The organism is Micromonospora sp. NPDC048868, from assembly GCF_043198195.1.
In the GTDB taxonomy this organism is placed as follows: domain Bacteria; phylum Actinomycetota; class Actinomycetes; order Mycobacteriales; family Micromonosporaceae; genus Micromonospora; species Micromonospora reichwaldensis.
Genome location: NZ_JBICUN010000006.1, coordinates 34,621 through 60,652 on the forward strand (window position 1 = coordinate 34,621; position 26,032 = coordinate 60,652).

Genomic DNA, 26,032 nt, shown 5'->3' on the forward strand with positions numbered 1-26,032 from the left:
TGCCCCGGGCGCGCCGCCGGCCCTACCGTCGGGATCAGCACGCGTTGATCCGTGAGCGGAAAGCGACGGTACGCACATGCGCGAGGTCGATGTCGCGGTGATCGGGGCCGGCCCCGCCGGGCTGTTCGCGGCCTACTACGCCGGATTCCGAGGGCTCTCCGTCGCGGTCGTCGACGCGCTGCCCGAGCCCGGCGGCCAGATCACCGCCATGTACCCGGAGAAGCTGATCCACGACGTCGCCGGCTTCCCGGCGGTCAAGGGGCGGGACCTGGTGGCCAACCTCGTCGCCCAGGCGGCTCCCTTCGACCCGTGCTACCTGCTCGGCACCCGCGCCGAGAAGCTCTCGTACGCCGACGGGCAGCCGGTGCTCGGCCTCGCCGGGGGCGGGCAGCTGCGGTGCGGGGCGGTGATCGTCACCGGTGGGCTGGGCAGCTTCACGCCCCGCCCGCTGCCGGTGGCGGAGCACTTCGCCGGCGCCGGGATCGTCTACTTCGTACCGCAGCCGACGGAGCTGGCCGACCGGGACGTGCTGATCGTCGGTGGCGGCGACTCCGCCTTCGACTGGGCGTCGACGCTTGAGCCGCTGGCCCGCTCGGTGACGGTGGTGCACCGGCGGGAGAAGTTCCGGGCGCACGCGGCCACCGTCGCCCGGGTGCTGGGGCTGCCGGTGCGCGTGATCGTCAACGCCGAGGTGACCAGGCTGCACGGCGACGGCACGGTCACCGGCGCCGAGATCACCGTACGCGGCGGCGCGGCCGAGCTGCTGCCCGTGGACACGGTGGTGGCCGCCCTCGGCTTCACCGCCGACCTCGGCCCGCTGGCCGAGTGGGGGCTGCGGCTGGACCGCCGGCACATCGTCGTCGACAGCGCGATGGCGACGAACCTGCCCCGGGTCTTCGCGGCGGGCGACATCACGGAGTACCCGGGCAAGGTGCGGCTGATCGCGACCGGCTTCGGCGAGGCCGCCACGGCGGTCAACAACGCGGCGGTGGCCATCGACCCGAGCGCGCACCTGTTCCCCGGGCACTCGTCCGACGGCACCTGACGCATCGCTGCCCGACGCCGCGACGGCCGCGACGGCGCGGGCGCGCACCGCGCAGTCGGACGCCCGCGCGATGCACGCCCCGCCCCGGCCGCGACGGCGCGGGCGCGGGGCGTGGTCGGCGCCGGCCGGGTTCCGTTCCGGCACGCCGCCCGGCACCGGCGGGCCCCGTCCGGCACGCCCATCGGCGTGCGGCGTCAGCGGCCGGGGCGGGGCGGCGGGGCGAGGGCGGCGACTCCGACCGCGACCAGGGTCAGCGCCGCGCCGAGCAGGGTGACGGGACCCGGGCGGGAGGCCGCCGTGGGTAGCAGCAGGTCCAGCAGTACGGCGCCGACGATCTGCCCGGCGATGGTGGACAGGCCGAGCAGCAGCACGCCGGTGAACCGGACGATCGCCGCGGCGATCGCGATGAACACGATCCCGATCGGCCCGCCCAGGTAGAGCCACGGCTCGGCCGGCGCGCCGCCCGCCGGCCAGCCCCGGAGCGCGACGTCGACGGCGAAGGCGACCAGCAGGGCCACCGTGCCGACGGAGAAGTTGACGAGCGTGGCGGTCAGCGCGCTGCCGGCGGCCATCCGTACCCGGCCGTTGACCGCCTGCTGCCAGGCGATGGCCACCCCGGCGAGCAGCGGCAGCAGGGCCAGCACGAGGGTGCCCGGGTCGCCGAGCCGGTCGCCGACGGCCAGCAGGACCGCGACCACGGTCAGCGCCGCGCCGGCCAGCCGCTGGCCGGTGACCGGCTGGCGACCGCCCGGACCGACCCCGGCCCGGTCGACGGCCAGGCTGCTGCCGGACTGGCCGGCGACCACCGCGACGGTGAAGACCGCCACGCCGAGGGTGCCGATGGTCAGCCCCTGGGCGGCGACCAGGAGCGCGCCGCACGCCCCGCCGAGGCAGTGCCACGGCCGCAACGTGCCGTCGGTGAGCGCGCCGCGCAGGGCGACCAGCCCCCGCCGCCCACCCGGGGTGGCGGGGACCAGCACCAGCAGCACCAGCAGGCCCACCCCGAACGAGACGACCGCGGCGGCGATCCCGTCGGCCAGGCGTACGCCCAACTCGCCGTTGATCCGGGACTGCACGGCCACGGCCAGCCCGGAGGCGGTCGCGAGGCCCACGCCGGTGATCCGGCGGGCCGCCGACGTGGCTGGGGTGGCCAGCGTCCCGGCGACGCTCACTCCTGCTCGGCCAGCGGGCGGCCGTCGAAGTCGACGGCCGAGTAGAGCGCGAGCTTCTCCAACCGGTGGTACGAGTCGATCACCCGGATCGTGCCGCTCTTCGAGCGCATGACGATCGACTGCGTGTACGCGCCACCGGCCCGGTAGCGGACGCCCCGCAGCAGGTCGCCGGAGGTGACGCCGGTGGCCACGAAGAAGCAGTTGTCCCCGGTGACGAGGTCGTCGGTCGTGAGCACCCGGTCCAGGTCGTGCCCGGCGGCGAGCGCCTTCTCCCGCTCCTCGGCGTCGCGCGGCCAGAGCTTGGCCTGCATCGCCCCGCCCATGCACTTCAGCGCGCAGGCGGAGATGATCCCCTCCGGGGTGCCGCCGATGCCCATCAGCACGTCGACGTCGGACTCGCCCCGGGCCGCCGCGATGGAGCCGGCGATGTCCCCGTCGGAGATGAACCGGATGCCCGCCCCGACCCGGCGGATCTGCGTGACCAGGTCGTCGTGGCGGCTGCGGTCCAGCACGCAGACCGTGACCTCGGAGACGTCGGTGCCCTTGACCTTGGCGATCCGGCGCAGATTCTCGGCCACCCCGGCGTTGATGTCCACCACGTCGGCGTACGCCGGGCCGACGGCGAGCTTCTCCATGTAGAAGACCGCGCTCGGGTCGAACATCGCGCCCCGCTCGGAGACGGCGAGCACCGCCACCGCGTTCGGCATGCCCTTGCTCATCAGCGTGGTGCCGTCGACCGGGTCGACGGCGACGTCCACCTCCGGGCCGGTGCCGTCGCCGACGTGCTCGCCGTTGAAGAGCATCGGGGCGTTGTCCTTCTCACCCTCGCCGATCACCACGACGCCCCGCATGGGGATCGAGTTGATCAGTTTGCGCATCGCGTCGACGGCGGCTCCGTCGCCGCCCTCCTTGTCGCCCCGGCCGACCCAGCGACCGGCGGCCATCGCCGCGGCCTCGGTGACCCGGACCAGGTCGAGGGCGAGGTTGCGGTCGAGATCCTGTGGGATCCGCGTCCTGGTGTTCGTCATGACGGCTCCTCCTCGCGACGTTGCGGGGCGGCAGGGTGCGGCGTCGCCGCTGCCGGGTTTGTCGCTGATCCTCACACGATCGCTCACCCGGCGCGGGGTCGGGGCGGTGATGGCCCGGATACGGCCGGTCGGGAGGCTGCGAAGATGGTGGGGTGGAAGCCGCACAGCCTGCCGATCGCGTACCCGCCGACTCGACGCCGCCGGACGGCCAGCCGCCGGTCGCCCCGACCCGGGCCGCCGCCGTACCGGAAGGGGAGCCGGCGCTGGTCGAACCCGCCGGCGCCCCCGGGGCGGCCCCGCCCGACGGCGGGGCGGAGACGGGCGAGCGGCCCGCGCCGCCGCCCGCGGTCGACACCCGCAAGTCGGAGCGCTCGCCGAAGGACATGGCGATCTCGCTGCTCGTGCTGCTGATCCCGATCGCCCTGCTGCTCGCCTTCTACCGGGGATTCCTCGGCGGCGACCAGCCGACGACCGTCGACCCGGCGCCCGCCCTCGAATCGGCGCGGGCCGCCAACGCCTTCCCGGTCAGCGAGCCGGCGGAGCTGGGCGACGGCTGGCGTACGGTCAGCGCGAACTTCCAGACCGTCGAAGGCGGGTCGAGCCTGCGCCTCGGCTACCTCACCCCGGAGGGGCGGGCCGCCCAGTTGGTGCAGAGCAGCGTGCCTCCGGAGCGGCTGCTGCCCGCCGAGCTGACCGCCGAGGGGCAACCGCAGGGCCAGACGGACCTGGGCGGGCGTTCCTGGCAGCGGTACACCGCCCGCGGCAACGAACAGGCCCTGGTCCTGCTCGAACCGAACCGGACCGTGATCGTGGTGGGCGACGCCCGGGACAACGAACTGCGGCACCTGGCCTCGGCGATCCGGTAGCCCGCTCCCACGGCTGCCCCCCGGGTGTCGGTCGGATCGGCTACGCTGCCCCGGCTCACTGCCCGGCGGCGGAAGTCCGCCAGGTGCTCATCGTTTCGTGAAGAGAGACAACTAACTGTGAACATTCGACGGTGGAGCGTCGGCGTGCTCGCCGCCACCCTGCTCGTTCCCGGCCTGACTGCCTGCAAGTCGGACGATCCCGCGCCGACCGCCGCGGGCTCGGCGGCGTCGGCCGTGCCGGCCGACCCCAAGGAGGCGCTGCTCGCCTCCACGAAGGAGATCGAGAAGGGCAACTTCACCTTCACCCTCACCGGTGCCGGGCTGAGCGGCAAGGGCCTGGTGCACAAGCCCAGCAACAGCGCCCAGTTCAGCATGAAGTTCGACGACGAGTCCGGCGGCATGTCGATGGGCATGGAGCTGATCTACATCGAGCCGGACAGCTGGGTGATGCTCGACCTCGGCGAGCTGGGCGCCATGATCCCGGGCGCGGAGAAGTGGAAGGGCAAGTACCAGCACCTCGACCAGTCCAAGGTCAAGGGCGCCGGCGAGCTCAGCCGCTACATGGAGGAAGTCGACCCGGCCGGCAGCGCGAAGCTGACCAAGGGCATCACCGAGGTGCAGAAGACCGCCGAAGGCAGCTACACCGGCAAGCTCGACGTGTCCGCCGCGGGCGACGCCGCCACCCTGGACGCCGACCTGGTCAAGGCCCTCGGCGCGCAGGCCAAGACGCTGCCCTTCACCGCCAAGCTGGACGCGGAGGGCCGGCTCACCGAGCTGGTGATCTCGGTGCCGGCCGCCGGTGAGACCAAGGCGCACGACATCAAGGTCACGTACGCGGACTACGGCAACGCCGCCGCCGCGCAGAAGCCGCCGGCGGACAAGGTGGTCGAGGCGTCCCCCGAGACGTACGAGATGTTCAAGAAGTAACAGCGACACACGGAAACGGGGCGGCTTCGGCCGCCCCGTTTCCGCGTTCCGGCGTCACCCGTCCGGGGCAACCGGACATCCCGGTGATTGTGCGACGCGGCGACAGGGAACAGGAGTGGGGCGGACCCGGACCGGTCGCCCCCGGCAGCCGGCCTCAGGGGGTTCGCGCGGCGCAGCCGACGTGGTGCGTCGCCCGGTTTCCGGCCGCCGCCAGGTGCGTCGGGTGACCCATGTGGGAGACACGTATGACTGTTCGACGCCTGAGCGCCGGCCTGGTGGCCGCCGCCCTCTTCACTCCCGGCCTGGCCGCCTGCAACTCCGCCGGGACCCCGACGGCGGGCTCGTCCGCCTCCCCGACCGTCTCGGCGTCCGGCACGCCCGCGCCCTCCGGCAGCGCGGCCCCGGCGTCCGGTGACGCCAAGCAGGCGCTGCTGGCCTCCACCCGTGAGATCAGCAACGGCAACTTCCGGTTCACCATGTCCGGCGTCGGCTCGACGGCCGAGGGGCGGGTCCACGAGCCCACCCAGAGCGCCGAGATGCGGGTGACGATCGGCAAGCCGACCGACGACCTGTTCATGAAGCTGGACCTCGTCCACTACAAGCCGGACAGCTGGGTGAAGGTCGAACTCGGCGGCACGACCGCCAACAGCGTGCCGGGGGTGCAGAAGCTCAACCTCGGCAAGTACCAGCACCTGGACCAGACCCGGATCAAGGGCAACCGCAACCTCGGCTTCGACTTCGACAAGGTCGACCCGGCCGGCAGCGAGGTGCTGACGCAGGGCATCACGGAGGTACGCCAGACCGGCGACGGCGCGTACGCCGGCACGATCGACGTGTCGAAGGCGGCCGAGGCGGGTTCGGTGGACCCGACGGTGATCACGGCCCTCGGGGCGCAGGCGAAGTCGGTGCCGTTCACCGCGAAGCTCGACCCGCAGGGCCGGCTCAGCGAGATGGTCATCCAGATCCCGGCCGCCGGCCAGAACAAGGCGCAGGACATCAAGATCACGTACTCGGACTACGGCAGCGCCACCGCCGCCCAGAAGCCCCCGGCGGACCAGGTCGTCGAGGCCCCCGCCGAGCTCTACAACCTCTTCAACTAACCCCACCCCCCGGCGCGCTCCCGCCCGGGCCGCTCCCGCCCGCGCTCCCTCGCGCGCTCCCGCCCGCCCGCGCCGATCATGCAGTTGTGGTGGGTGACACAAGGTGCAGAACGCCCTGTATCGCCCACCACAACTCCATGATCGCCGGGCGAGCCAGGGTCCGAGCGGGGGCGTGCGGGAGCCCGGGCGGGGCGAGCGGGGGCCCTAGCGGGGCCCGGGCGGGGCGAGGTCAGGAGGCGGGGTCCTGGCGGGCGGCGTCGATGCGGGCGCGGGCGCCGTCCAGCCAGCGCTGGCAGGTATCGGCCAGCTTCTCGCCGCGCTCCCAGAGCGCCAGTGACTCCTCCAGCGTGGTGCCGCCGGTCTCCAGCCGCTCGACGACCGACGCCAGCTCGGCGCGGGCCTGCTCGTAGCTGAGCTGTTCGGCCTTCTTCTCGTCAGTCATCGCTGCCATCCCACCACATCGTGATCCCGTCGCCGTTCAGCGTCGACCGTCGCGGCCGGCCCGCCATCGTGTGTTCCGCTTCCGTTCAGCCGTCGACCGTCGCGGCCAGCTCGCCCTCGGCGAGGCGTACCCGGAGCGGGTCGCCCTTGCCGACCTCGGACGCGGCGCGCAGGACTTGGCCGTCGGCGCGCTGGACGATCGCGTAGCCCCGGTCGAGGGTGGCGGCGGGGGAGAGGGCGCGCAGCCGGGCCAGGGTGTGCCGCAGGTCGTCGTCGGCGGCGGCGAGCCGGTGGTCCAGGCAGCGCCCGGCCCGCTGGCGCAGCCCGGTCAGGTCGGCGAGCCGCTGGTCGACCATCACCTGCGGGCGGGCCAGCACCGGTCGGGAGCGCAGGCCGTCGAGCCGGTGCGACTCGCGGTCCACCAGGTTGCGCACCGCGCGTTCGAGGCGGTGCCGGGCCTGCCGGATGACGCGCACCTCCTCGGTGAGGTCCGGAACCACGCGCTTGGCGGCGTCGGTCGGCGTCGAGGCCCGTACGTCGGCGACGTAGTCGACAAGCGGCGCGTCGGTCTCGTGGCCGATGGCGCTGACCACCGGCGTGCGGCAGGCGAAGACGGCCCGGCAGAGCGCCTCGTCGGAGAAGGGCAGCAGGTCCTCGATGCCACCCCCGCCCCGGGCGATGACGATCACGTCGACGGTCGGGTCGGCGTCCAGCACCTTGAGCGCGTCGACGATCTGGGGGACGGCGCTCGGCCCCTGCACGGCCACGTTGACCGTGCGGAACTCCACCGCCGGCCAGCGCCGGCGGGCGTTGGTCAGCACGTCCCGCTCGGCGGCCGAGGCGCGACCCGTGATCAATCCCACCCGGTTGGGCAGGAACGGCGGCCGGCGCTTGCGCGCCCGGTCGAACAGCCCCTCGGCCGCGAGCAGCTTCTTCAGCTTCTCCAGCCGGGCCAGCAGCTCGCCGAGGCCGACCTGTCGGATCTCGTCGGCGCGCAGGCTCAGCGTGCCCCGGGCCGCGTAGAACTCCGGCTTGGCGTGCAGCACGACCCGGGCGCCCTCGCGCAGCTCAGGGGCGCCGACGTCCAGGACGTCCCGGTTGGTGGTGACCGTCAGGCTCAGGTCGGCCGACGGGTCCCGCAGCGTGAGGAAGACGGTGCTGGCGCCCGGACGGCGGCTGATCTGCGCCACCTGCCCGTCCACCCACACCCAGCCCAGCCGGGCGATCCAGGCGCCGACCTTCTGGCTGACCACCCGGACCGGCCACGGCTCCTCGGACGTGCTCCGCCCCACCTCGCCTGTGCTCACCCGCCCACCCTACGGCCCGTCCCGGACAGTTCCGCGCGGCTCGGCCGGGGGTGGGCGGCGGGCGGCCGGCATCGCGCCGTCGTGGCGTCGCGGCCCGTGTCGCCCTCTCAGGCGGCACGTACGATGGGCGGGTGACTCAGGCTGAAGCGACGTCCCGGACCGGCAAGCGCGTGATCCTGGCCAAGCCCCGCGGCTACTGCGCGGGCGTGGACCGCGCGGTGCAGACCGTGGAGGAGGCACTCAAGCTCTACGGCGCCCCGATCTACGTACGCAAGCAGATCGTGCACAACAAGCACGTCGTGCAGACGCTGGAGGCCCAGGGCGCGATCTTCGTGGAGGAGAACGAGGAGGTGCCGGAGGGCGCCACCGTCATCTTCTCCGCGCACGGGGTGGCCCCGGAGGTCTACGAGCAGGCCCGGACCCGCTCGCTGCGGGCGATCGACGCGACCTGCCCGCTGGTCACCAAGGTGCACCAGGAGGCGAAGCGGTTCGCCGCCGAGGACTACGACATCCTGCTCATCGGCCACGAGGGGCACGAGGAGGTCATCGGCACCTCCGGCGAGGCCCCCGAGCACATCCAGCTCGTGGACGGCCCGGAGGACGCCGACCGGATCACCGTCCGCGACCCGAACAAGGTCGTCTGGCTCTCCCAGACCACCCTCTCGGTCGACGAGACGCTGGAGACGGTGGCCCGGCTCAAGAAGCGGCTGCCCATGCTCCAGTCGCCGCCCAGCGACGACATCTGCTACGCCACCTCCAACCGGCAGCACGTGGTCAAGGAGATCGCGCCCGAGTGCGACGTGATGATCGTCGTCGGCTCGGCCAACTCCTCCAACTCCGTACGCCTCGTCGAGGTCGCCCTGGACGCCGGGGCGCGCGCCGGGCACCTCGTCGACTTCGCGCACGAGATCGACGACGCGTGGCTGGAGGGGGCGCGCACGGTCGGCCTGACCTCGGGCGCCAGCGTTCCCGACCAGCTCGTCCAGGAGGTCCTCGCCCACCTCGCCGCGCGTGGCTTCACCGACGTCGACGAGGTGGTGACCGCCAACGAGCGGTTGACCTTCTCGCTGCCGCAGGAGCTCAAGCGGGACATGAAGGCCGCCGCCGCGGCCCGTGGCTGACCGGCGGGAACGGTGGGCGGTCCCGCTGCGTCAGACCAGGGTATGAGGACTCTTCGGCTCGCCGTCTCCGCGCTGGCCGTCTGCGTGGCGCTGAGCGCCTGCGGCGGGCAGGACGGTACCGGCGACACCCCCACCCCGACCCCGACGGGAGCGCAGCCGGTGACCAGCCCGCCCAGCCCTGATCCGAGCAGCTCCGCGGTCCCGCCGACCCCCGGCGACCCGGTGGACCCGACGGGGCCGGCCCTGCCCCCGCCCACGAGGCCCAGCGGCGGGCCGACGAAGACGCCGCCGGCCGGCGGCACCACCCTGACCGGGACCGTCACCTCCGGGGTGGAGCCCAACTGCCTGCTGCTCGACAACTACCTGCTGGTCGGCGGCCCGCGTGACCTGCTGAAGCCGGGCACCAAGGTCACGGTCACCGGCCGGGTCCAGCGCGACCTGCTCACGACCTGCCAGCAGGGCACGCCCTTCCTGGTCGAGACCGCCCGCCGGGGCTGAGCGGCACCGCCCGCCAGGGCTGACCGGCACCGCCCGCCAGGGCTGACCGAACGACCGTCCGCCCCGCGTGGGTGTGCCTGCCCACCAGGGGCGAGCGCGTCCGTCCGTGGCGGCGTCGGGCGGGCTGAGCCCCCTGCGTCGCGACGGACGTGGCGAGCGCGTCCGTCCGTGCTGTGTCGGGCGGCCCGAGCACCCCGCGTCGCGACGGAGGTCACCGCAACGGGCGGAGCCCGCCCCCGGGTGGGGACGGGCTCCGGTGTTCCGGTGCGGGACGGGTCAGTTCACGGCGCCGATGGAGACGGCACCGCGGCCGACGACCGCGCCCTCGGTGGTCACCACGGACAGCTCACCGAAGAGCGCCCGACCGGCGACCGGGGTGGACTGGGCGGTCACCGTACCGGTGAGGGTGGCGGTGGCGCCGTGGGCCAGGTTGAGCGGGGTGGCGGGCGCCGAGAGGCTGCCCAGCGCCGCCGCGGAGAACGAGTCCCGGTAGTCGTAGGCGGTGCTGCCACCGGCCCCGTCCACCGCGTAACCCTCGACGACCACCCGGTAGGTGCCCGCCGGCGGGTTGTTGATGGTCACGGCCTCCTCGGAGTCGCCGTCGGCGGCCCGACCGACCTCCGTGGTGCCACGGAAGACGTAGAGGTCGAGGTCGGCCGCGGCGCTGGCCGGGTTGCCGATCCGGGCGGTGAAGCGGGTCGCGCCCGCCGGCACCTCCACGGTGTACTCCTGCGACGCGCCCTCGGCGATGGTGGGCCGCTCAGCGTGGACGCTGGAGAGCGGGCCGCCCTGACCGGTCACCGCGACCGGGCCGAAGGTGTTGGTCAGCGACCAGGTCACCGGGGTCGCCGCACCGGCGGTGACCGACGGCAGCTCGACCACGGCCGGCTCGACCGCGACACCCTGCACCCGCGCCGTGAGCTGGAACGGGTTGTTCAGCGACGGCGAGGTCCGACGGGACTCCACCTCGATCTCCCAGACCCCGGCGATCGGGTTCTGGTAGTCGCGCTCCTGCGGCTTGCAGGCGTTGGCGTCGGAGAAGTTGGTGTAGCAGGCGAGGCTGGAGGTGCTCTCCACCGGGACGCCGTACGGGTTGAACGCGATGAACCGGGTCTGCGAACCGGTGGCGATGCCCGACAGGTTCACCTGGAGGGCGCCAGTGCCCGGCGGAACCGTCACGAAGTACGAGGTGAAGCCGTTCCGGTCGACCGAGCCCTCGGCCGAGAAGGAGAAGTTCGGCTTCTTCACGTCGTTCGAGGCCACGACGACGGTGGAGACCTCGAAGTCGATCACCGAGGTGGCCGGGTCGTCGATCGTCATGATCGCGCCGTGCGCGCCAGCGGTGGCGGGCTTGGCGGTGACCGGGACGGTGACGGTCTTGTTCAGCGGGAGCGAGACGGTCTTCGGCGCCGTGAAGGTGCCGTCGTTGCCGCGCAGACCCACGTTGTGCTTCACGATGCCGGCCGGCCCGCTGGTGCGGGTGAGCTTGACCTGGTAGCTCTTCGACTGGCCGATCCGCTGCCCACCCTCGGTGGAGGCGCAACGGTTGTAGAGGCCGGTGCCCAGGTTCGGGGTGCCCAGTTGACCGGACAGGACGGTGCAGACCGGGGCCTCGGAGGTGTAGGAGCGCGTCTCCACGCCCTTGCGCAGCAGCTTCCACGCGCCCGGCACGTTGAACATGCCGTAGCCCTGGCCGTACGTCGGGACGTCCTTGATCGGCTTGGCCGAGCTGTAGATCGCCCGGCGCAGCGCGGCCGGGGTGACGCCCTTGTCGGTCGCCTTGGCGGCCGACAGCAGCAGCGCGGCGGCGCCGGCGGCCTGCGGGGAGGCCATCGAGGTGCCGTTCAGCATCGCGTAGCCCGGGGGCAGCGCGTAGCCGGCCTCGGGGACCGCGTTGCCGGGCTGCCAGGTCGGGGCGGTGGAGATGGCCGAGCCGGGGGCGGCGATGTTCGGCTTGACGCCGCCGTCCTCGCGCGGGCCCCGGGAGGAGAAGTTGAACAGGGCGTTCTTCTTCTTCACCGCGGAGCCGTAGTTGGCCAGCCAGGTGTCCTTGCTGATGCTCGCCGCGACGCTGACCACGTTGGCCGCCACCGACGGGTCGCCGATGGTGTTCAGGCCCGGGCCGGAGTTGCCGGCCGAGATGAACATCTGCACGCCGTAGGTGGTGATCAGGTTGTTGTACAGCTCGGCGCGGGCGTTGTTGCCGTCGTTCAGCGCCGGCAGACCGCCGATCGACATGTTGACCACGTCGACCTTGCGGTTGATCACCAGGTCGGCCATGCCGGTGGTGAGGGCGGCGTAGGTGCAGCCGCCGCCCCACGAGCAGGCCCGGGCGGAGACCAGCTTGGCGCCGGGCGCGGCACCGTCGAAGGCGCCGTTGCCGAGCATGTCGTTGGCGGCGGTGATGCCGGCGACGTGGGTGCCGTGGGTGCTCTCGACGATGCCGATGTTGACGTAGTCCACCAGGCCGGGACCGCCGACGGGGGTGGTGTCCACGTCCTCGCGGTACTCGACCACGAACGGGATCCGCTCGACCACCGGGGTGGCCGCGTTGTCGGTACCGAAGTAGCCGACGTCGAACTTCTCCTTGTACGGCCGCATCATGGCGTCGTCGGTGAAGTCGTTGTTCTGGTTGACGTCCACCCAGATGTTGTGGGTGGCCGGGTCGTAGAGGATGCCGAACGTGTCGGTCCGGTCCCCGTCGCGGTTGACGTCACCGGCCGGGTCGCTGGCAGCCGTGATCGACTCGGCGAACCGGTTGAACCGGTAGGTGCCCGCCGGGGCCGTCCAGGTCGCGCCGCCGGAGGTGAACGTCGGACCGGTCACCTCGGTGAGCATCGGGCGCCAGGTGGCGTCCTCGAACGGGTCCGTCGCGGTCACCCAGTCGACGATCTTCCGCTCACCCGTGGTGGTCTTTTGCAACGCCGGGTGACCGAGGTCCACACCGGAGTCCATGATGCCGATCGTGACGCCGCGGCCGTCCCACTGGGGGTTCTTGGCGACGAAGTCGACGGCGCCGATCTCGTTGGTCGGCATGTAGGGGTTGGCGGCCGGGGTGTCGGCCCCGGGGCCGGTCAGCGTCGTGGCCTGCTTCGCCGCCTTCTTGCCGGAGGGGGCGACCTCGGGCGTCGGGTCGGGCAGCTGGATGGTCTCGTCGAGGTCGACGGCGGAGACGCCGGGCAGCGTGGCCGCCTTGACCACCTTGGAGGTGGGGACCTTGGCCAGGACGTAGCCGATGCTGTCGTAGCGCTCGGTGACGGCCGCGCCCAGGTTCTTGAGGTCGGCGGCGACGTCCTTCGCCTCGCCCTTCTTGGTGGCCACGATCAGGGTGACGGTCGGGGCCTTCTTCGCCTCCGCCTCGGCGAGGAGCTTGGCGTCGTGCGAGCCCAGCGCCTCCACAGGGGTGGCCTGGGACGCGTCGGGTGCGGCGGTCGGCGCGGCGCTCGCGGTGGCGGCACCACCGGCTACCGTCACCGCGCTGGCCGCCACGACCGACGCGAAGAGCGCGGCGGAGGTCCGCCGGCTCAGGTTTCGGGGTTTGCTCACGTTCTCTTTCCTCCAGAGAACAGGGCCCTCAGATGCAGGGCACGCGTGAGGCGAATCCTTCGCGCTGCCGCTGGTCACTGTCACTACCGTGGAGTTCGTTGTGACCACTTCGTGACATGGGTGGGCGTCCATTGTCACATCGGTGGTGATAGGTATCGGCCGTCAGTCCAGTGTCGACCGACCGGTCGGCGCCCCGGCCTCGGCGTTTCCGAGCAGCTCCGGGGCCTGCGGCTGGCGGGGCGCCAGCTCCACCTGCGCCGGCGCGGCCAGCTCCTGGTCGGATACCCCCAGCTCGGCGAGCTTGCGGGCGCTGACCAGCACGCGCGCCTCCAACGACCCGACGGCCCGGTTGTACGCGGTCACCGCGCCGCCGAGCGACGAGCCGAGCTTGCCGACGTGCTCACCCAGGGTCGACAGTCGTCCGTAGAGCTCCCGGGCCAGCGAGTGCACCGCGACCGCGTTGCGCGCCAGCGCCTCCTGCCGCCACGAGTAGGCGACCGTACGCAGCAGCGCGACCAGGGTGGCCGGGGTCGCCAGCACCACGTTGCGGGCGAACGCGTGCTCCAGCAGCGTCGGGTCGCGCTGCAACGCGACGTCGAGGAACGGATCGGCCGGCACGAAGAGCACCACGAACTCAGGCGTGCTGTCGAACGCGGCCCAGTAGGTCTTGGCGGCCAGCGCGTCGACGTGTCCGCGCAGGTGCTTGGCGTGCGCGTCGAGGTGCGTGTCGCGGCCCCGCTCGTCGCGGGCCTCCATCGCCGTCAGGTAGGCGTCGAACGGCGCCTTGGCGTCCACCACCACGGACCGGCCGCCGTGCAGCCGCACCACGAGGTCGGGACGGACGCCCTGGTGGTCGGTGGCGGCGGTGACCTGCTCGGAGAAGTCGCAGTGCTCCAGCATGCCGGCCGCCTCGACGATCCGGCGCAACTGGTGCTCGCCCCAGCGGCCCCGCACCTGGGGTGCCCGCAGGGCCGCCACCAGCTGCTTCGTCTCGGTACGCAGCTCGCCCGAGACCGTGCTCATCGCGCGGACCTGCTCGCGCAGTTCGGCGTACGCGTCGATCCGGTCGTGCTCCAGCTCGGCGACGCGCTGCTCGTAGCGGCGCAGCGTGTCGTGCAGCGGGGCGACGGCGCGGGCCACCGCCTCCTGGGACTGCGCGGTGGCCTCGTAGCTCAGCGCCCGCATGGACTGTTCGAGCCGCCCCTCGCCCTCCCGGGTGGCCCGCAGCGTGGCGTCCAGCCGGGCGATCTCGGTCGCCGAGCGGGTCCGGGCGGCGTACCAGCCCGCCGCGCCCCCGGCGCAGAGGCAGACGATCACCACGGCCAGCGTCGAGAAGTCCACCCCCGGAGCTTGCCAGACCGGCGCGCCACGCGCCGCCGTGCCGCTCTCGTCGCACCCGCCGCCTTTGTCGCGGATGTACGTTGTGGCCGATCGTGCCGAGCGGCGTGGCGGGTCGGGGTCGTTCCGGGGCAGACAGGAAGTGGCGACATGGCCCAGAGTGACGACAGGACCTCGGAGGGAGGCGGCGTGGCTGGTCGGTTGCGTCCCGTACGGACACTCGTCGCCACAGCGGCGGGAGTCCTCCTCGCCGGCCTGGCCGCGCCGGTCGCGGTGGTCGCCGCACCGCCCGGCGGTGCCGTCGGCTGGCGGGACCTCGGGACGCTGGGCGGCGACTGGAGCGTCCCCGTCGGGCTCACCGACTCCGGGCTGGTCCTCGGCGACAGCCAGACCGCCGACGGCCGCATCCACGCGTTCGTGTGGCGGGACGGGACCCTGACCGACCTCGGCACGCTGGGCACGGACAGCCACGGCGCCGCCGTCAACGAGCGGGGCGTGGTGGTCGGCACCACCGTCCTGGCCGACGGGCGGACCAGGCCGTTCCGGTGGCGCGACGGCGTCATGACCGACCTCTCCGCCGTCCACGGGCCGTCCTCGGCCGTCGGCGTCAACGAGCGCGGCGAGGTGATCGGCACGAGACACACCGACGACAGCGGCCAGTACGGCCGGGCGTTCCGCTGGCGCAACGGGATCAGCACGGACCTGCCCGGTCGCGGTGGCGACACCCTCGCGGCGGCGATCAACGATCGCGGCGACGTCGTCGGCTTCACCAACAGCGCGGACGGGTCCAGCACCGAGGCGGCGCTGTGGCGCGACGGCAGGCTGGTCCGGCTGACGCCGCCGGCCAGCGCGACAAGCATGGCCACCGGCATCAACGACCGGGGCCAGGTCGTCGGCACCATGCGGGTCGACGGCTCCGGATGGCACGCCTTCCTGTGGTACGACGGCGTCTTCACCGACCTCGGCACCGACAGCTACCCGGTGGGCGTCAACGGGCGCGGGCAGGTCGCCGGCAGCGCGCAGACCCCGACAGACATGCGCGCCGTGCGGTGGCACCACGGCGTCGTCACCGATCTGGGCACCCTCGGCGGCTCGTACAGCCAGGCCATGGCGATCAACGGCGCCGGCACCGTGGTCGGTGAGGCGACCGTCGCCAGCGGCGCGAAACACGGCGTGGCCTGGGCGCGGGGCCGCAGCGTCGACCTCGGCCCGCTGGATCTCGGCCGCTCCGGCGGCCGGGTGGGCTTCGTCAACGACCGTGGGCTCGTCGCCGGCCAGCTGGCCGCCACCGGCGGCGACGTGCACGCCGTCCTGTGGAACCTCGGCCGGCGCCACTAGCCCGGCCTGCCGCTGCCCCTGCCGCTGCCCGGCCCGCCGCTGCCCTCGCCCGGCTGGGCCCGGCTCGGCCCTGCCCTCGCCCGGCTGGGCCCGGCTCGGCCCTGCCCTCGCCCGGCTGGGCCCGGTTCGGCCTGGCACGGACCTCCTCGGCTCTGCCTCCGATCCGCGCCGCCGAGCTGCGTCGATCGGAGGCGTGGCGCTGGCCTGGCCTGGGTAACGTCGCAGACATGAGATATCTGCCGCTGCTCATCCTCGTGGTGCTGCTGGTGGGTGCGGTCGTCTGGTGGCGTCGGGAGAGCGCCGCCCGCGCGGAGCGCCGCCTCGCCGACGCGCGGGCCGACGCCCAGCGCTGGTACGAGCGGCTCGGCGGCCAGGTGATGAACCTGCACGGCGACCACCCGGCCGTGCGTCAGGCGCTGGTCGACGCCGGGGAGCGTTACAACGCGGCCGGCAGCCAGTTGGAGCAGGCCCGCAGCGTCGAGCAGTACCGCCTGGCCCGGGAGACCGCGCTGGAGGGGCTGACCTACGCCCGGGCGGCCCGGGTGGCGCTCGGCATCGACCCCGGCCCCGAGCTGCCCCCGCTGGCCGCCGCGCAGGGCGCCGGGCAGCTCACCCGGGAGCGTCAGGTCGACGTGCAGGGGCAGACCTTCAAGGCCGGCCCGCAGCCCGGTCGCGACACCCCCTACTACTACCCGGGCGGGCGCTACCAGGGCCGGCCGGTGCCGGCGGGCTGGTACTCCACCCCGTGGTGGAAGACCGCACTGGGCGCCGGCGCGGGTGTCCTCGGCGGCATGCTGATCGCCGACGCGCTCTTCTCGCCCGGCTTCGGCGACCCCGGGTACGGCTACGAGGCCGGCTACCAGGAGGGCTTCGGCGACGGCACCGGATTCGGCGAGCAGGGCGGGGACTTCGGCGGCGGCGGGGACTTTGGCGGCGGCGGAGATTTCGGGGGCGGCGACTTCGGCGGCGGTGACTTCGGCGGCGGCGACTGGTAGGGCCGACGCCGACGGCAAGACCGACACCGGTGGCGCTGGCCGGCTCGGCGGCGCCGTAGAGGAAGGGCACCCCTCCGCTGCGGGAAGCGCGGAAAGGTGCCCCTCCTCGCTGCTCAGCCCGTGTTGCGCATACCGGCGGCGATGCCGTTGACCGTGGTCAGCAGCGCCCGCTCCAGCGCCGTACCGTCGCTCGGCGCACGCCGGCCGCCCGGCGCCGTGGCCACCGCCCGGCCCGCCGCCCCGGACTCCCGGTACTGGCGCAGCAGGGCCACCTGGAGGTGGTGCAGCGGCTCCAGGTACGTGTCGCGGACGGCCAGGGTGCGCTGGAGCACCGGGGAGTTCTCCAGCAGGGCCGGCGAGGAGGTCACCGCCAGCACCTCCTGCTTGGTCAGCTCGTACTCCTGCTCGATCTTGTGGAAGATCGGGTGCAGCTTCTTCGGCACCAGCGTCTCGACGTACCGGCGGGCGATGCTCAGGTCGGTCTTGGTGAGCATCATCTCGACGTTCGACAGGAACGTGCGGAAGAAGTGCCAGTTGCGGTGCATCTCGGCCAGCACGTCCTCCATTCCCGCCTCGCGGGCCGCGGCCAGCCCGGAGCCGACCCCGAACCAGCCAGGCACGATCTGCCGGGTCTGGGTCCAGCCGAACACCCACGGGATGGCGCGCAGCCCGGCGAGCCCGGCCCCGGTGTTCGGCCGTTTCGCCGGCCGGGAGCCGATGTTCAGCGCGCCGAGCAGCTCCGTCGGCGTCGACGCCCAGAAGTACGCGGGCAGGTCCGGGTCCTCGACCAGCGACCGGTACGACCGGAAGGCCGAGTCGGAGACCAGCTCCATGGTGGCGTCCCAGCGTTCCAGCATCTCGGCGGGCTGCCGGGGCGCGGTGTGCAGCAGGGTGGCCTGGAGCACCGCGGCCAGGGTCAGCTCCAGGTTCTCCCGCGCCAGCGACGGCAGCGAGTACTTGTCGGAGATGACCTCGCCCTGCTCGGTGACCTTGATCGCGCCGTCCAGGGTGCCGTACGGCTGGGCCAGGATCGCCTCGTGCGTGGGCCCGCCGCCGCGACCCACCGTGCCGCCGCGGCCGTGGAAGAGCCGCAGGTGTACGCCGTGCCGGGCCGCCACGTCGCGCAGCGCGCGCTGGGCCCGGTGGATGGACCACTGGCTGGTGGTGATGCCGGCCTCCTTGTTGGAGTCGGAGTAGCCCAGCATCACCTCCTGCACGTCGCCCCGCGCCGCCACCAGGGCCCGGTACGCCGGCAGCGAGAGCAGCTCGTCGAGCAGTTCGCCGCCCGTGTTCAGCTCGGCCGGGGTCTCCAGCAGCGGCACGAAGCCGATCCGGGACCGGCCGCTGTGCACGTCGACCAGGCCGGCCTCGCGCGCCAGCACCACGGCGGCGAGCACGTCGTCCACGCCGAGCGTCATCGAGACGATGTACGACTCGATGACCTCGTTGCCGAACCGGTCCTGCGCCTCGCGGATGGTGCCGAACACGTCGAACGTCTTGCGGGTCGCCTCGGTCAGCGGGGTGTCCAGCGTGGAGAGCGGCCGGCGACCGGTCAGCTCGTCGGCGAGCAGCTTCGTGCGTTCCTGCCGGCTCAGCGACGGGTAGTCGGAGACCTCGCCGACGGCCGCGTAGAGCTGGGCGAGCACCGCGTGGTGCGCCTCGGCGTGCTCCCGGACGTCCATGGTCGCCAGGTGCAGCCCGAACGCGGAGACCGTACGGATGGTCGAGGCGAGCCGGCCCACGGCGGTGAGCTGGCCGGCGTTGCGGGCCAGCGAGGCGCGCAGCAGCTCCAGGTCGGCGACCAGCTCGGCGGAGCCGCGGTAGTCCCGCCCGGGCACGTGCGCGGTGCCCTGGCGCAGCCGCTGCCGGGTGTTGGCCAGCTTCGCCTTCACGCAGCGGGCCTTGAGCCGGTAGGGCTCCTCGGCGTTGACCCGGCGGAACCGGGCCGCCACCTCGGGCAGCGCGTCCAGGTCGGTGGCGAGGCTCGCGGAGAGGTCGAGCGACACCCCGCGCAGCCGCCGGGACACCGAGACCTCGTCGATGAGGTGGTCCATCGCCTTCTCGGTGGCCGCGATGCCGTGCTCGTGCTGGATCGTCAGCACCTCGCGGGTCACCGCCGGCGTGACGAACGGGTTGCCGTCGCGGTCGCCGCCGATCCAGGTGCCGAAGGACAGCGGCCGGGCGGTCGGGGAGGTCTCCACGCCGAGGGTGCGCAGCGTGTCGGCGAGGTCGTCGAGGACCTGCGGGGCGGCCTCGGCGTACAGGTCGCGCAGGTAGTAGATGGCGTTGCGGGCCTCGTCGGTCGGGTCCGGCCGGTCCAGCCGCAGCTCGTCGGTCTGCCACATCAGGTCGAGCAGTTCCGCGAGGCGGCGGTTGGCCGGGCCCTCGTCGCTGGCGCCGTAGAGGATCGCGTTCGCGGTCTCGGTGTCCAGCTCGTCGGCGATGGCGCGCAGCTTGGACAGGATCGACCGGCGGGCCGCCTCGGTCGGGTGGGCGGTGAAGACGGGCCGTACCGCCAGCCGCCGGGCCGCCGCGGCGATCTCCTCGGCCGGCACCCCGCGCTCGGCGATCATCTTGGCCGCCTGGTCCAGCCAGCCGCCCTGCACCGCCCGGCGGCGCCGCAGCTCCCGGGCCCGGTGCACCTGCTCGGTGATGTTGGCCAGGTGGAAGTAGGTGGAGAAGGCGCGGGCCAGCTTGGTGCCGGTGGTGACGTCCAGGCCGGCGAGCCGCTGCGCGGCGGTGGGGGCGTCCGAGCGCACCTGGGCGCGGATCTCCTCGACGAGGTCGAGCAGCGGCCGGCCCTCCTGGCGGGCGAGGGTCTGCCCGAGCAGGGTGCCGAGGCGGCGGATGTCGGCCCGCAGGGCGGCGTCGGGGCCGTCGTGGTCGTGCTGGTCGGTCACGATGCGCTCCTTACGCGAGTACGAAGGACAGCGCTGTCCGACTCCCTGGATCGTATCCGCGTCCCCCGCCGGGAAGGAGGGGACCCTTGCAATCGTCTGCGGTAGAGGAAGGGGCCCTTCCTGACATCTCAGCCGGCGCCGGGCGCATCTGTGCTGGTGGGGCCGGGTGCGGGGCGTCGACCGGTGCGACGGCGGGCCTGGAAAGGGGTGGCGCTGAGCACACCCGCCACGCCCAGCGCCGTCCAGATGGTGAGCCCGGCGATCGGCCAGCCGGTCGACCGGCGGTCGAAGTAGACGACGGACTTGAGCAGGTCGGTGGCGAGCCCCGGCACGTTCCACCGGTGCATGCCGCGCAGCCAGGTCGGCAGGAACTCGGGGGCGTAGATGCCGCCGGAGCCGGGGTTGCCGAGCACGACCAGCAGCAGGATCACCAGCCCGGTGCCGAACAGCCCCAGCCAGCCCTGCACCGCCGAGGCGATCATCGCCGCCGCGAGGACCGCCAGCGCCCCGCTCGCGGCGACGCCGACCAGGTCGTGGTCCCAGACGTCCAGGACGGGGCCCACCACGATCGCGCCGGCGGCCCCGAGCACGAGGCTGTAGACGGCCAGCGCGGCGATCCGCAACCCGGCGCGGCGCAGGCTGCGCGGGGCGGTGCCGTTGCCCAGGCCGAGCACGGTGGCGGCGAGGTAACCGCCCAGCACGTACCCGACGGCCAGGTAGAACGGCACGAGCCCGCGCGGATCGGTCGCGGCCACCGGCACCTCGTCGGTGACCCGCAGCGGCATCTCCGCCTGCCGGGCGGCGGTGTCGAGAACCCGGACGACGACGTCGGTAGCGGCCGGCGCGGCGGCGCTCGCGGTGGTCAGCACCAGTCCGCCCTCGGCGCCGGTGGCGAGCACCCCGTACACCTCGCGGGTGAGCAGGCCGTCGTCGGCGGCGCGCGGGTCGGCGTACTCGACGGCGTCGAGGGTGCCGCTCTGGTTGCGTACGGCGGCGAGGACGGCCTGTGCCTTCTGGTCGCCGCGCACCACCCCGACCGGCACGTCGCGGGGCGTGGGACGGTGCAGCGCGCCGACGTACGCGGTGATGAACGCGGTGGCGAGCACCAGGGTGCCGAGCAGCAGCGCGGCGGTACGCGGCAGCCCGTCGCGCATCTCCTGGTCCACGCCGCCAGCCTAGGGCGGCTCGTGCCCGGAATGTGGGGTTTCCCGGCCCGGCCGGGGCGGCCGGCGCCGCGTCGATCAGGTGAGCTGGCAGCGGCCTGCGCTGTAGTGGCCGACCGCCGCCATGATCTCCGCCTCGGACCGGTCCGCGAAGTTGAGCGTGGCGACCAGCCCCGAGCCGTAGAAGGCGCTCAGGGCCGCGCTGTCGAGCGCCGTGAACGCCCCGAGGTGCTGGAGCGCCCGTGCGTCGCGTGGCGTGACCACCAGCATCTTCTCCAGGCTCCACCGGCGCCGGGAGATCCGCGCGACGCCCTCCCACGGCAGCCAGATCGCCTGGCCCCGGGTCGGCCGGGTGCGGATCCAGAGCCCGGCCGGACCGAGTGCCAGCACCGGGCCGCCGGAACCGATCAGCCAGAGCTGGATCCCCAGCGGCAGGGCGACCAGGGCCAGCAGGCAGCCCACCACGCCGAGGATCGCGACCACGGACTGGGAGCGCAGCTGCGGATCGGCCGAGTTCACCATGCCGAGACCGGCGCAGCAGGCGATCGGGAGGATGAGGAGCAGCACCACCCCCATCATCAGCAGGCCGCGTTTCGCGACGTTGGGCCGTACCACGAAGGGCTGGTCCTCCGGGATACGCCTGGTCACCGGCGGCGGCACGGGGCCTGCCCACGGGCCGCCGTGCGGTGGGCCGTGGTGGAAGGGCTGCGGCGGATGTCCGGCGGGGGTGCTCACGCGGCCTCCGAATACTCGATCAACTCCGGCGGGGCCAGCCTAGAGGCCGTCCGCCAGCGTCCCGGCGGGTCGGACCGGCGGAAAACCGCTGGAGCCGGTCGGTAGCGTCCGATCATGACGTCGCCGAGCTATCCCCCCAAGCCCCGACCGGGAGACCGGGTCGCGGTCGTCTCGCCGTCCGCCGGCCTGCCGGCCCTCTTCCCCCACGTGTACGAGTTGGGCCTGCGCCGGCTGCGCGAGGAGTTCGGCCTGGAGCCGGTGGAGTACCCGACCACCCGGGTGCTCGGCGCCGACCCGCGCGACCGGGCCCGGGACCTGACCGCCGCCTTCGCCGACCCGACGATCGCCGCCGTGCTCGCCACGGTGGGCGGGGACGACCTGATCACGGTCACCCCGCACCTGGACGACGCCGTGCTGCGGGCCAACCCGAAGCCGTACTTCGGCTACTCCGACAACACCAACGTCCTCAACCACCTGTACCGGCTGGGCGTCGTGTCGTACCATGGCGGGTCGGTGCTCGTGCACCTCGGCCGGCCGGGCAGCCCGCACCCGCTGACCTTCGACTCGCTGCGCGCGGCCCTCTTCACCTCCGGCTGGTACGACCTCACGCCCGCGCCTGAATGGGGCGACCGGCCGAACGACTGGCAGGACCCGGCGACGCTGGCCGACGACCCGGAGATGCTCCCGGGCGAGGGCTGGCGCTGGCAGGGGCCGTCGACGGTCGTCGAGGGGCGCACCTGGGGCGGCAACCTGGAGATCCTGCACTGGCTGCTGGCCGCCGACCGGGTCCCTGACGCCGGGGACCTGGCCGGGTCGGTGCTGATGGTCGAGACCTCCGAGGAGTTGCCCCCGGCCACCGAGGTGTTTCGGATCCTGCGCAACATGGGGGAGCGCGGTCTGCTCGCCGGCTTCCCGGCGGTCCTCGTCGGCCGGCCGAAGGCGTGGGACTTCACCCGGCAGCACACCCCCGACGAGCGGCGGGACTGGGCGGCGGCGCAGCGGGAGGCGGTCACCCGGGCGCTGGCCGCCTATTGCCCCGACGCGGTGGTGGTCTTCGACGTCGACCTCGGCCACACCGACCCGCAGCTGATCGTCCCGTACGGCGGCGAGATCCGCATCGACGCGACCACCCGACACATCTCGGTCCGCTACTGACCCACCCCCGCCCGCCTTCACGTGCGGCCGCCCTCCCCGCCCGCCGCGTGCGTGCGGGCGCCCCGGTGATCAGGACGCCATGGACGTTATCTGGCCGGTTTGAGGTCCATGGCGTCCTGATCAGCATTGGCCGGGCCGGCGTTCCTGGATTGCGTCGGTCACCAGCCGGACAATCCGGGCGGGGTGCCGCAGTACGTCGTCCGCCGTGAAGCGCAACACCAACCAGCCCGCCGCGCGGAGCGCGTTGAGCCGAGCCACGTCCCGCTGGAAGTGGGCGCGTTCCCGGTGGTGGTCACCCTCGTACTCGATGGCGATTCGCCACCGGGGATAGGCGAGGTCGACGGCCGAGGAAGACGCGGCCCCGCTGCGCATGGATGCCGTACACGTCGTGCTGCGCGGTCAGGGGTGGCAGACCGGCGTCGTGCAGGACGAGCCGGAGCCGGGTCTCCATGGGGGACTCGCTCAGCGGCTCGGCCAGCGCGAGCACCTCCCGCAGTTGGGCGGTGCCGGGCCAGCCGTTGTGCGTGTCCAGGTAGCTGCCCAACGCCGGGAGCTTGACCACCCGCCGATGCAGCAGCGCGTCCACCGCCACGAGCGCGTCCGTCCGGGGCAACTGCCGCCCGAGGTCGAAGGCCGTGCGGACGCCGGTGGTGACCGGCAAGCCGGCGAAGCGGGTGATCTCCCGGGCGGAGAACGACCGTTGGTCGACCGACACACGCCGAGTGGAGCGTCGGCGGGCCGGCGCCGGAAGCGTGACGAAGACCGGGCTCGCGCGTGGCAGGAGGTCCACGCCCCACAGGAATGCCGCGCTGAGACCGCTGATGGCGGCCCCCGCCGGCAGGGTGAGGGCAACGGCGTCGCACCACATCCGGTGGTCGTTCTCACGGTAACCGTCGACGTGGACGTAGATGTCGGGCAGCAGCCGGCGCCAGGACGGCCCGCGGAGCATCCGGAGAACGGGAGGAACGCCAACTCTCTGGGGACGCGCGGTGCCCGTGACATCCCGGCAGCCTGCCGTCACGGCCCGCTCGCGCGCCGACCCGAAGGTTGATCTCGCGGTGTTGGCCTGGCCCTCGGTCGCCGATCAGGTGGGATTGAGGACCGCGAAGGCCCGTACCGGGAAGGTGCCCATGCCGGCCACCATCGGTGGGGCGGCCGTGAACCGGAAGCCGGTCGGAGGCAGCGCGTCGAGCCCGGTCAGGTGCTCCACGATGGGTACGCCGGCGGCCAGCAGGGTGCTGTGCGCCGGTCGCTCGCCGGCCGCAGCCGGGCTCATGTCGTCGATGTTGATCGAGTCGATGCCGACCAGGGCGGCGCCCGCGTCGACCAGGGCCCGGGCGCCGTCGCCGGTGAGGTAGGGCGCCTCCGGCGCGCCGTACCGGTCCGTGCCGAAGTGCGCCGACCAGCCCGTGTGCAGCAGCACCGCGTGCCCGGCGACGTCGTACGGCGCCAGCAGCAGCCGGTCCACCGCGCGGGTGCCGGCCGGTACCCGGACCACGAGGCCGGGCAGGTCGGCGAGGCGGTCCAGCGGGGTGCCAGCGAGGTCGGCGCCGTCGGCGAAGCGGTGGGCGGGCGTGTCCACGTACGTGCCGGTGTTGGCGATCATGTCGATGCGCCCCACCTGGAACTCGGTGCCGGGGGCGTAGTTGGCGCGGGACGCCTCCCGGGTCAGCCACTCGGTGATCCGTGGCGCCGGCCAGCCCGGCAGGGTGGTCATGCCGTCGGTGACCACGTGGCTCAGCTCGACCAGCCGTCGCCGGGAACCGTCGTCCGGGCCGGCCCCGGCGGCCACACCCCGGCCGCCCTTGTGCGGCTCCTCGATGATCGTCCGGCCGGTGATGCGTACCTCGGCCACCATCAGCAGCCCGAGGTGCCGGACGAACAGCGCCGCCAGTTCGTCGTCGGCGATGTCGCGGCCGGGGATGTCCAGACGGAACCCGTCGGTCCGCAGCCCGCCGCCGTTGGCGAAGGTGACCTCCGCGTCGAACTGTGCCCGCCACTGGTTGCCCATGAGCGCAGCCGATCACGGCCGGCCATCCCCGTCAAGATCCTTCGAGCGGGCCGCCCCGTGCCCACCGGAGTGCCGTACAGGGGGGTGTACGGCACCACCGGCGGGCGGCGACGGCGCCTCGCCGTCGCCGAGGTCGCAGCCGGTTGGAGCTGCGGGCCTCCCCGAACAGGTCCGCGCACCCCGCGACCGCCGATCCGGCGGCTCGATCCCGGCTGACGGATTCCATCTTCGGCCGCCGGGCGGCCCGGGTCTTGAACATCGATGCTCGGTTGACCGCCGACTCAAAACCCCGCCACGACCCGACCCTCGACCCTCGACCCCGGCCTGGCCCGGTCCGACCGACCCGACCCGGCCGCCCGACCTGGCCCGAACGCAGGGACAGCGGGTGGGGTGAAGGCGGGGTCAGGGCCGCCGGGGTTGGGTGAGGAGTCGGCGCAGGTGGGCCGGGGGGTGGCCGACGTGGTCCCGGACCACCCGGGTGAGGTGGGCCTGGTCGGCGAAGCCGTGCTCCGCCGCCACCGCGCGCAGCGGCCGCTTGTCCGACTCGGCGAGGGTGTCCAGCACCGCCCGGACCCGCAGCCGGTTCCGGTAGGCGGTGAGGCTGCTGCCGGTGACCCGGTGGAACACCCGGCTCAGGTGGTGCGGGGAGGCGCCCACCTCGCGGGCCACCTCGTCGAGGCTGAGCGAGTAGTCGCCGGCGGTGAGCACCTCGCGGGCCCGGTCGGCCAGGCGGCGGTGGGCGACCTGGGTGGCGGGCCGCCGGCCGATGGCGCGTGCCAGGTCCTCTCCCGGCGGCTCGGCCCGGGCGGCGGTGAGGTTGAGCAACCCGTCGAGGAAGCTGTGCAGCCGCTCCGACATCTCGAACCGGTCGATCCCACGGCGGAACTCCGCGACGAGCATCCGGTGGGCCAGGTCGAGTGGCGTGTCCGAGGTGCCCTCCCAGCCGGCGGTCTCCAGCCAGCGCGCCCCGTCCGGCCGGTCGGCCAGCACCGCCTCGTCGACCTCCAGGCAGGTGTACGAGTCGCCGCAGCCCAGGGGATGCGACACGGACATCTCGTCGCCGGGCCGGGTGAGCAGCACCGAGGTGGCGTCCGAGAACGACGTACGACCGTTGAGCCGCCGCCGGTACGCCCCCGACCGGCCGAGGAGGACCTTGTAGGTCGGTTCGGCGGCTGGTGCCGTCCAGCCGTGGTTCTCGACGATGCAGCGCACCTGGTAGATCAGGATCCCGTCCGGGTGACCCAGCACCCGCCACCGGGCGAGCGTGGTCCTGCGGCGCGGGTCACTGCCGATTCCCTCAGGCATCCGGTCTCCCTCTCGGGTTGGCCCTGCGTGGATTGTCGACG

The 26,032-nt window shown here is 73.5% G+C and carries 22 protein-coding genes; 9 read left to right on the plus strand and 13 right to left on the minus strand.

The genetic code is table 11. The annotated features are described in order from the left end of the window. The first annotated feature begins 76 nt into the window (after window positions 1-76). Entirely contained in the window at window positions 77-1,045 is a 969-nt protein-coding gene (locus tag ACGFNF_RS11470; RefSeq protein ID WP_151455781.1) for an NAD(P)/FAD-dependent oxidoreductase, read from the plus strand. Window positions 1,046-1,239: 194 nt separating this feature from the next. On the opposite strand, the gene ACGFNF_RS11475 is transcribed toward ACGFNF_RS11470, so the two are convergent. Together ACGFNF_RS11475 and glpX are read right to left on the minus strand one after the other, a co-directional pair. Beyond that, on the minus strand, window positions 1,240-2,217 hold the full coding sequence (locus ACGFNF_RS11475; RefSeq protein ID WP_393167404.1) for a DMT family transporter: 978 nt from the start codon (window positions 2,215-2,217) through the stop codon (window positions 1,240-1,242). Beyond that, on the minus strand, window positions 2,214-3,245 hold the full coding sequence (gene glpX, locus ACGFNF_RS11480) for a class II fructose-bisphosphatase (protein ID WP_132233372.1): 1,032 nt from the start codon (window positions 3,243-3,245) through the stop codon (window positions 2,214-2,216). The genes ACGFNF_RS11475 and glpX overlap by 4 nt, the downstream gene beginning before the upstream one ends. Window positions 3,246-3,397: 152 nt before the next feature. Here glpX and ACGFNF_RS11485 point away from each other — a divergent pair, with 152 nt between their 5' ends. The 3 genes from ACGFNF_RS11485 to ACGFNF_RS11495 all read left to right on the plus strand — a co-directional run bounded on the left by ACGFNF_RS11485 (window position 3,398) and on the right by ACGFNF_RS11495 (window position 6,138). Continuing rightward, entirely contained in the window at window positions 3,398-4,111 is a 714-nt protein-coding gene (locus tag ACGFNF_RS11485; RefSeq protein ID WP_393167407.1) for a DUF4245 family protein, read from the plus strand. A 117-nt stretch (window positions 4,112-4,228) separates the two neighbouring features. Then, window positions 4,229-5,038 carry a hypothetical protein gene (locus ACGFNF_RS11490; protein WP_393167409.1) on the plus strand — a complete coding sequence of 270 codons (810 nt, stop codon included), beginning with the start codon at window positions 4,229-4,231 and terminating at the stop codon, window positions 5,036-5,038. A gap of 245 nt (window positions 5,039-5,283) precedes the next feature. Next, on the plus strand, window positions 5,284-6,138 hold the full coding sequence (locus ACGFNF_RS11495; RefSeq protein WP_393167411.1) for a hypothetical protein: 855 nt from the start codon (window positions 5,284-5,286) through the stop codon (window positions 6,136-6,138). A gap of 229 nt (window positions 6,139-6,367) precedes the next feature. On the opposite strand, the gene ACGFNF_RS11500 is transcribed toward ACGFNF_RS11495, so the two are convergent. Beyond that, window positions 6,368-6,580: an exodeoxyribonuclease VII small subunit gene (locus ACGFNF_RS11500; protein WP_357577913.1), complete on the minus strand. Its 213-nt coding sequence runs from the start codon at window positions 6,578-6,580 to the stop codon at window positions 6,368-6,370. An 85-nt stretch (window positions 6,581-6,665) separates the two neighbouring features. Next, window positions 6,666-7,832 carry an exodeoxyribonuclease VII large subunit gene (xseA, locus tag ACGFNF_RS11505; RefSeq protein ID WP_311414055.1) on the minus strand — a complete coding sequence of 389 codons (1,167 nt, stop codon included), beginning with the start codon at window positions 7,830-7,832 and terminating at the stop codon, window positions 6,666-6,668. Window positions 7,833-8,017: 185 nt separating this feature from the next. Between xseA and ACGFNF_RS11510 the strand changes: the two genes are divergently transcribed. Beyond that, window positions 8,018-9,007 carry a 4-hydroxy-3-methylbut-2-enyl diphosphate reductase gene (locus ACGFNF_RS11510; protein ID WP_393167413.1) on the plus strand — a complete coding sequence of 330 codons (990 nt, stop codon included), beginning with the start codon at window positions 8,018-8,020 and terminating at the stop codon, window positions 9,005-9,007. A gap of 42 nt (window positions 9,008-9,049) precedes the next feature. Further along, window positions 9,050-9,505, plus strand: a complete 456-nt coding sequence (locus ACGFNF_RS11515) for a hypothetical protein (RefSeq protein WP_393167415.1) — start codon at window positions 9,050-9,052, stop codon at window positions 9,503-9,505. Between the two features lie 276 nt (window positions 9,506-9,781). Here the strand turns inward: ACGFNF_RS11515 and ACGFNF_RS11520 are convergent, their stop codons facing one another. Next, on the minus strand, window positions 9,782-13,051 hold the full coding sequence (locus ACGFNF_RS11520; RefSeq protein WP_393167417.1) for a S8 family serine peptidase: 3,270 nt from the start codon (window positions 13,049-13,051) through the stop codon (window positions 9,782-9,784). A gap of 162 nt (window positions 13,052-13,213) precedes the next feature. After that, complete coding sequence (locus tag ACGFNF_RS11525) at window positions 13,214-14,392, minus strand: DNA recombination protein RmuC (protein WP_393167419.1); 1,179 nt, start codon at window positions 14,390-14,392, stop codon at window positions 13,214-13,216. 186 nt (window positions 14,393-14,578) lie between these two features. Here ACGFNF_RS11525 and ACGFNF_RS11530 point away from each other — a divergent pair, with 186 nt between their 5' ends. After that, a complete protein-coding gene (locus tag ACGFNF_RS11530; RefSeq protein WP_393167421.1) occupies window positions 14,579-15,727 on the plus strand; it encodes a hypothetical protein in 1,149 nt (382 codons plus the stop codon). 227 nt (window positions 15,728-15,954) lie between these two features. After that, the gene (locus ACGFNF_RS11535; protein WP_393167423.1) at window positions 15,955-16,722 is read left to right on the plus strand and encodes a hypothetical protein; all 768 of its coding nucleotides are present in this window, start codon (window positions 15,955-15,957) and stop codon (window positions 16,720-16,722) included. Between the two features lie 113 nt (window positions 16,723-16,835). Here ACGFNF_RS11535 and ppc read toward each other — a convergent pair whose 3' ends face one another. The 3 genes from ppc to ACGFNF_RS11550 all read right to left on the minus strand — a co-directional run bounded on the left by ppc (window position 16,836) and on the right by ACGFNF_RS11550 (window position 21,520). Beyond that, complete coding sequence (ppc, locus tag ACGFNF_RS11540; protein ID WP_393167425.1) at window positions 16,836-19,622, minus strand: phosphoenolpyruvate carboxylase; 2,787 nt, start codon at window positions 19,620-19,622, stop codon at window positions 16,836-16,838. A gap of 128 nt (window positions 19,623-19,750) precedes the next feature. Continuing rightward, the gene (locus tag ACGFNF_RS11545) at window positions 19,751-20,788 is read right to left on the minus strand and encodes a hypothetical protein (RefSeq protein ID WP_393167427.1); all 1,038 of its coding nucleotides are present in this window, start codon (window positions 20,786-20,788) and stop codon (window positions 19,751-19,753) included. A 75-nt stretch (window positions 20,789-20,863) separates the two neighbouring features. Then, on the minus strand, window positions 20,864-21,520 hold the full coding sequence (locus ACGFNF_RS11550) for a hypothetical protein (RefSeq protein WP_393167429.1): 657 nt from the start codon (window positions 21,518-21,520) through the stop codon (window positions 20,864-20,866). 114 nt (window positions 21,521-21,634) lie between these two features. On the opposite strand from ACGFNF_RS11550, the gene ACGFNF_RS11555 reads away from it, so the two are divergent. After that, window positions 21,635-22,675: a S66 peptidase family protein gene (locus ACGFNF_RS11555; protein WP_393167431.1), complete on the plus strand. Its 1,041-nt coding sequence runs from the start codon at window positions 21,635-21,637 to the stop codon at window positions 22,673-22,675. Between the two features lie 120 nt (window positions 22,676-22,795). Here the strand turns inward: ACGFNF_RS11555 and ACGFNF_RS11560 are convergent, their stop codons facing one another. From ACGFNF_RS11560 to ACGFNF_RS11575, 4 genes are all read right to left on the minus strand, one after another. Continuing rightward, window positions 22,796-23,047 (minus strand): endonuclease domain-containing protein, encoded by a 252-nt coding sequence (locus ACGFNF_RS11560; protein ID WP_393167433.1) that lies wholly within the window; start codon window positions 23,045-23,047, stop codon window positions 22,796-22,798. Beyond that, window positions 22,968-23,624, minus strand: coding sequence for a hypothetical protein (locus ACGFNF_RS11565; RefSeq protein ID WP_393167435.1), 657 nt, complete (start codon window positions 23,622-23,624; stop codon window positions 22,968-22,970). The genes ACGFNF_RS11560 and ACGFNF_RS11565 overlap by 80 nt, the downstream gene beginning before the upstream one ends. Before the next feature lie 135 nt (window positions 23,625-23,759). Then, window positions 23,760-24,686 carry a cyclase family protein gene (locus tag ACGFNF_RS11570; RefSeq protein WP_357577906.1) on the minus strand — a complete coding sequence of 309 codons (927 nt, stop codon included), beginning with the start codon at window positions 24,684-24,686 and terminating at the stop codon, window positions 23,760-23,762. A gap of 402 nt (window positions 24,687-25,088) precedes the next feature. Beyond that, window positions 25,089-25,991, minus strand: a complete 903-nt coding sequence (locus ACGFNF_RS11575; protein ID WP_393167437.1) for a helix-turn-helix domain-containing protein — start codon at window positions 25,989-25,991, stop codon at window positions 25,089-25,091. Window positions 25,992-26,032: the final 41 nt, after the last annotated feature.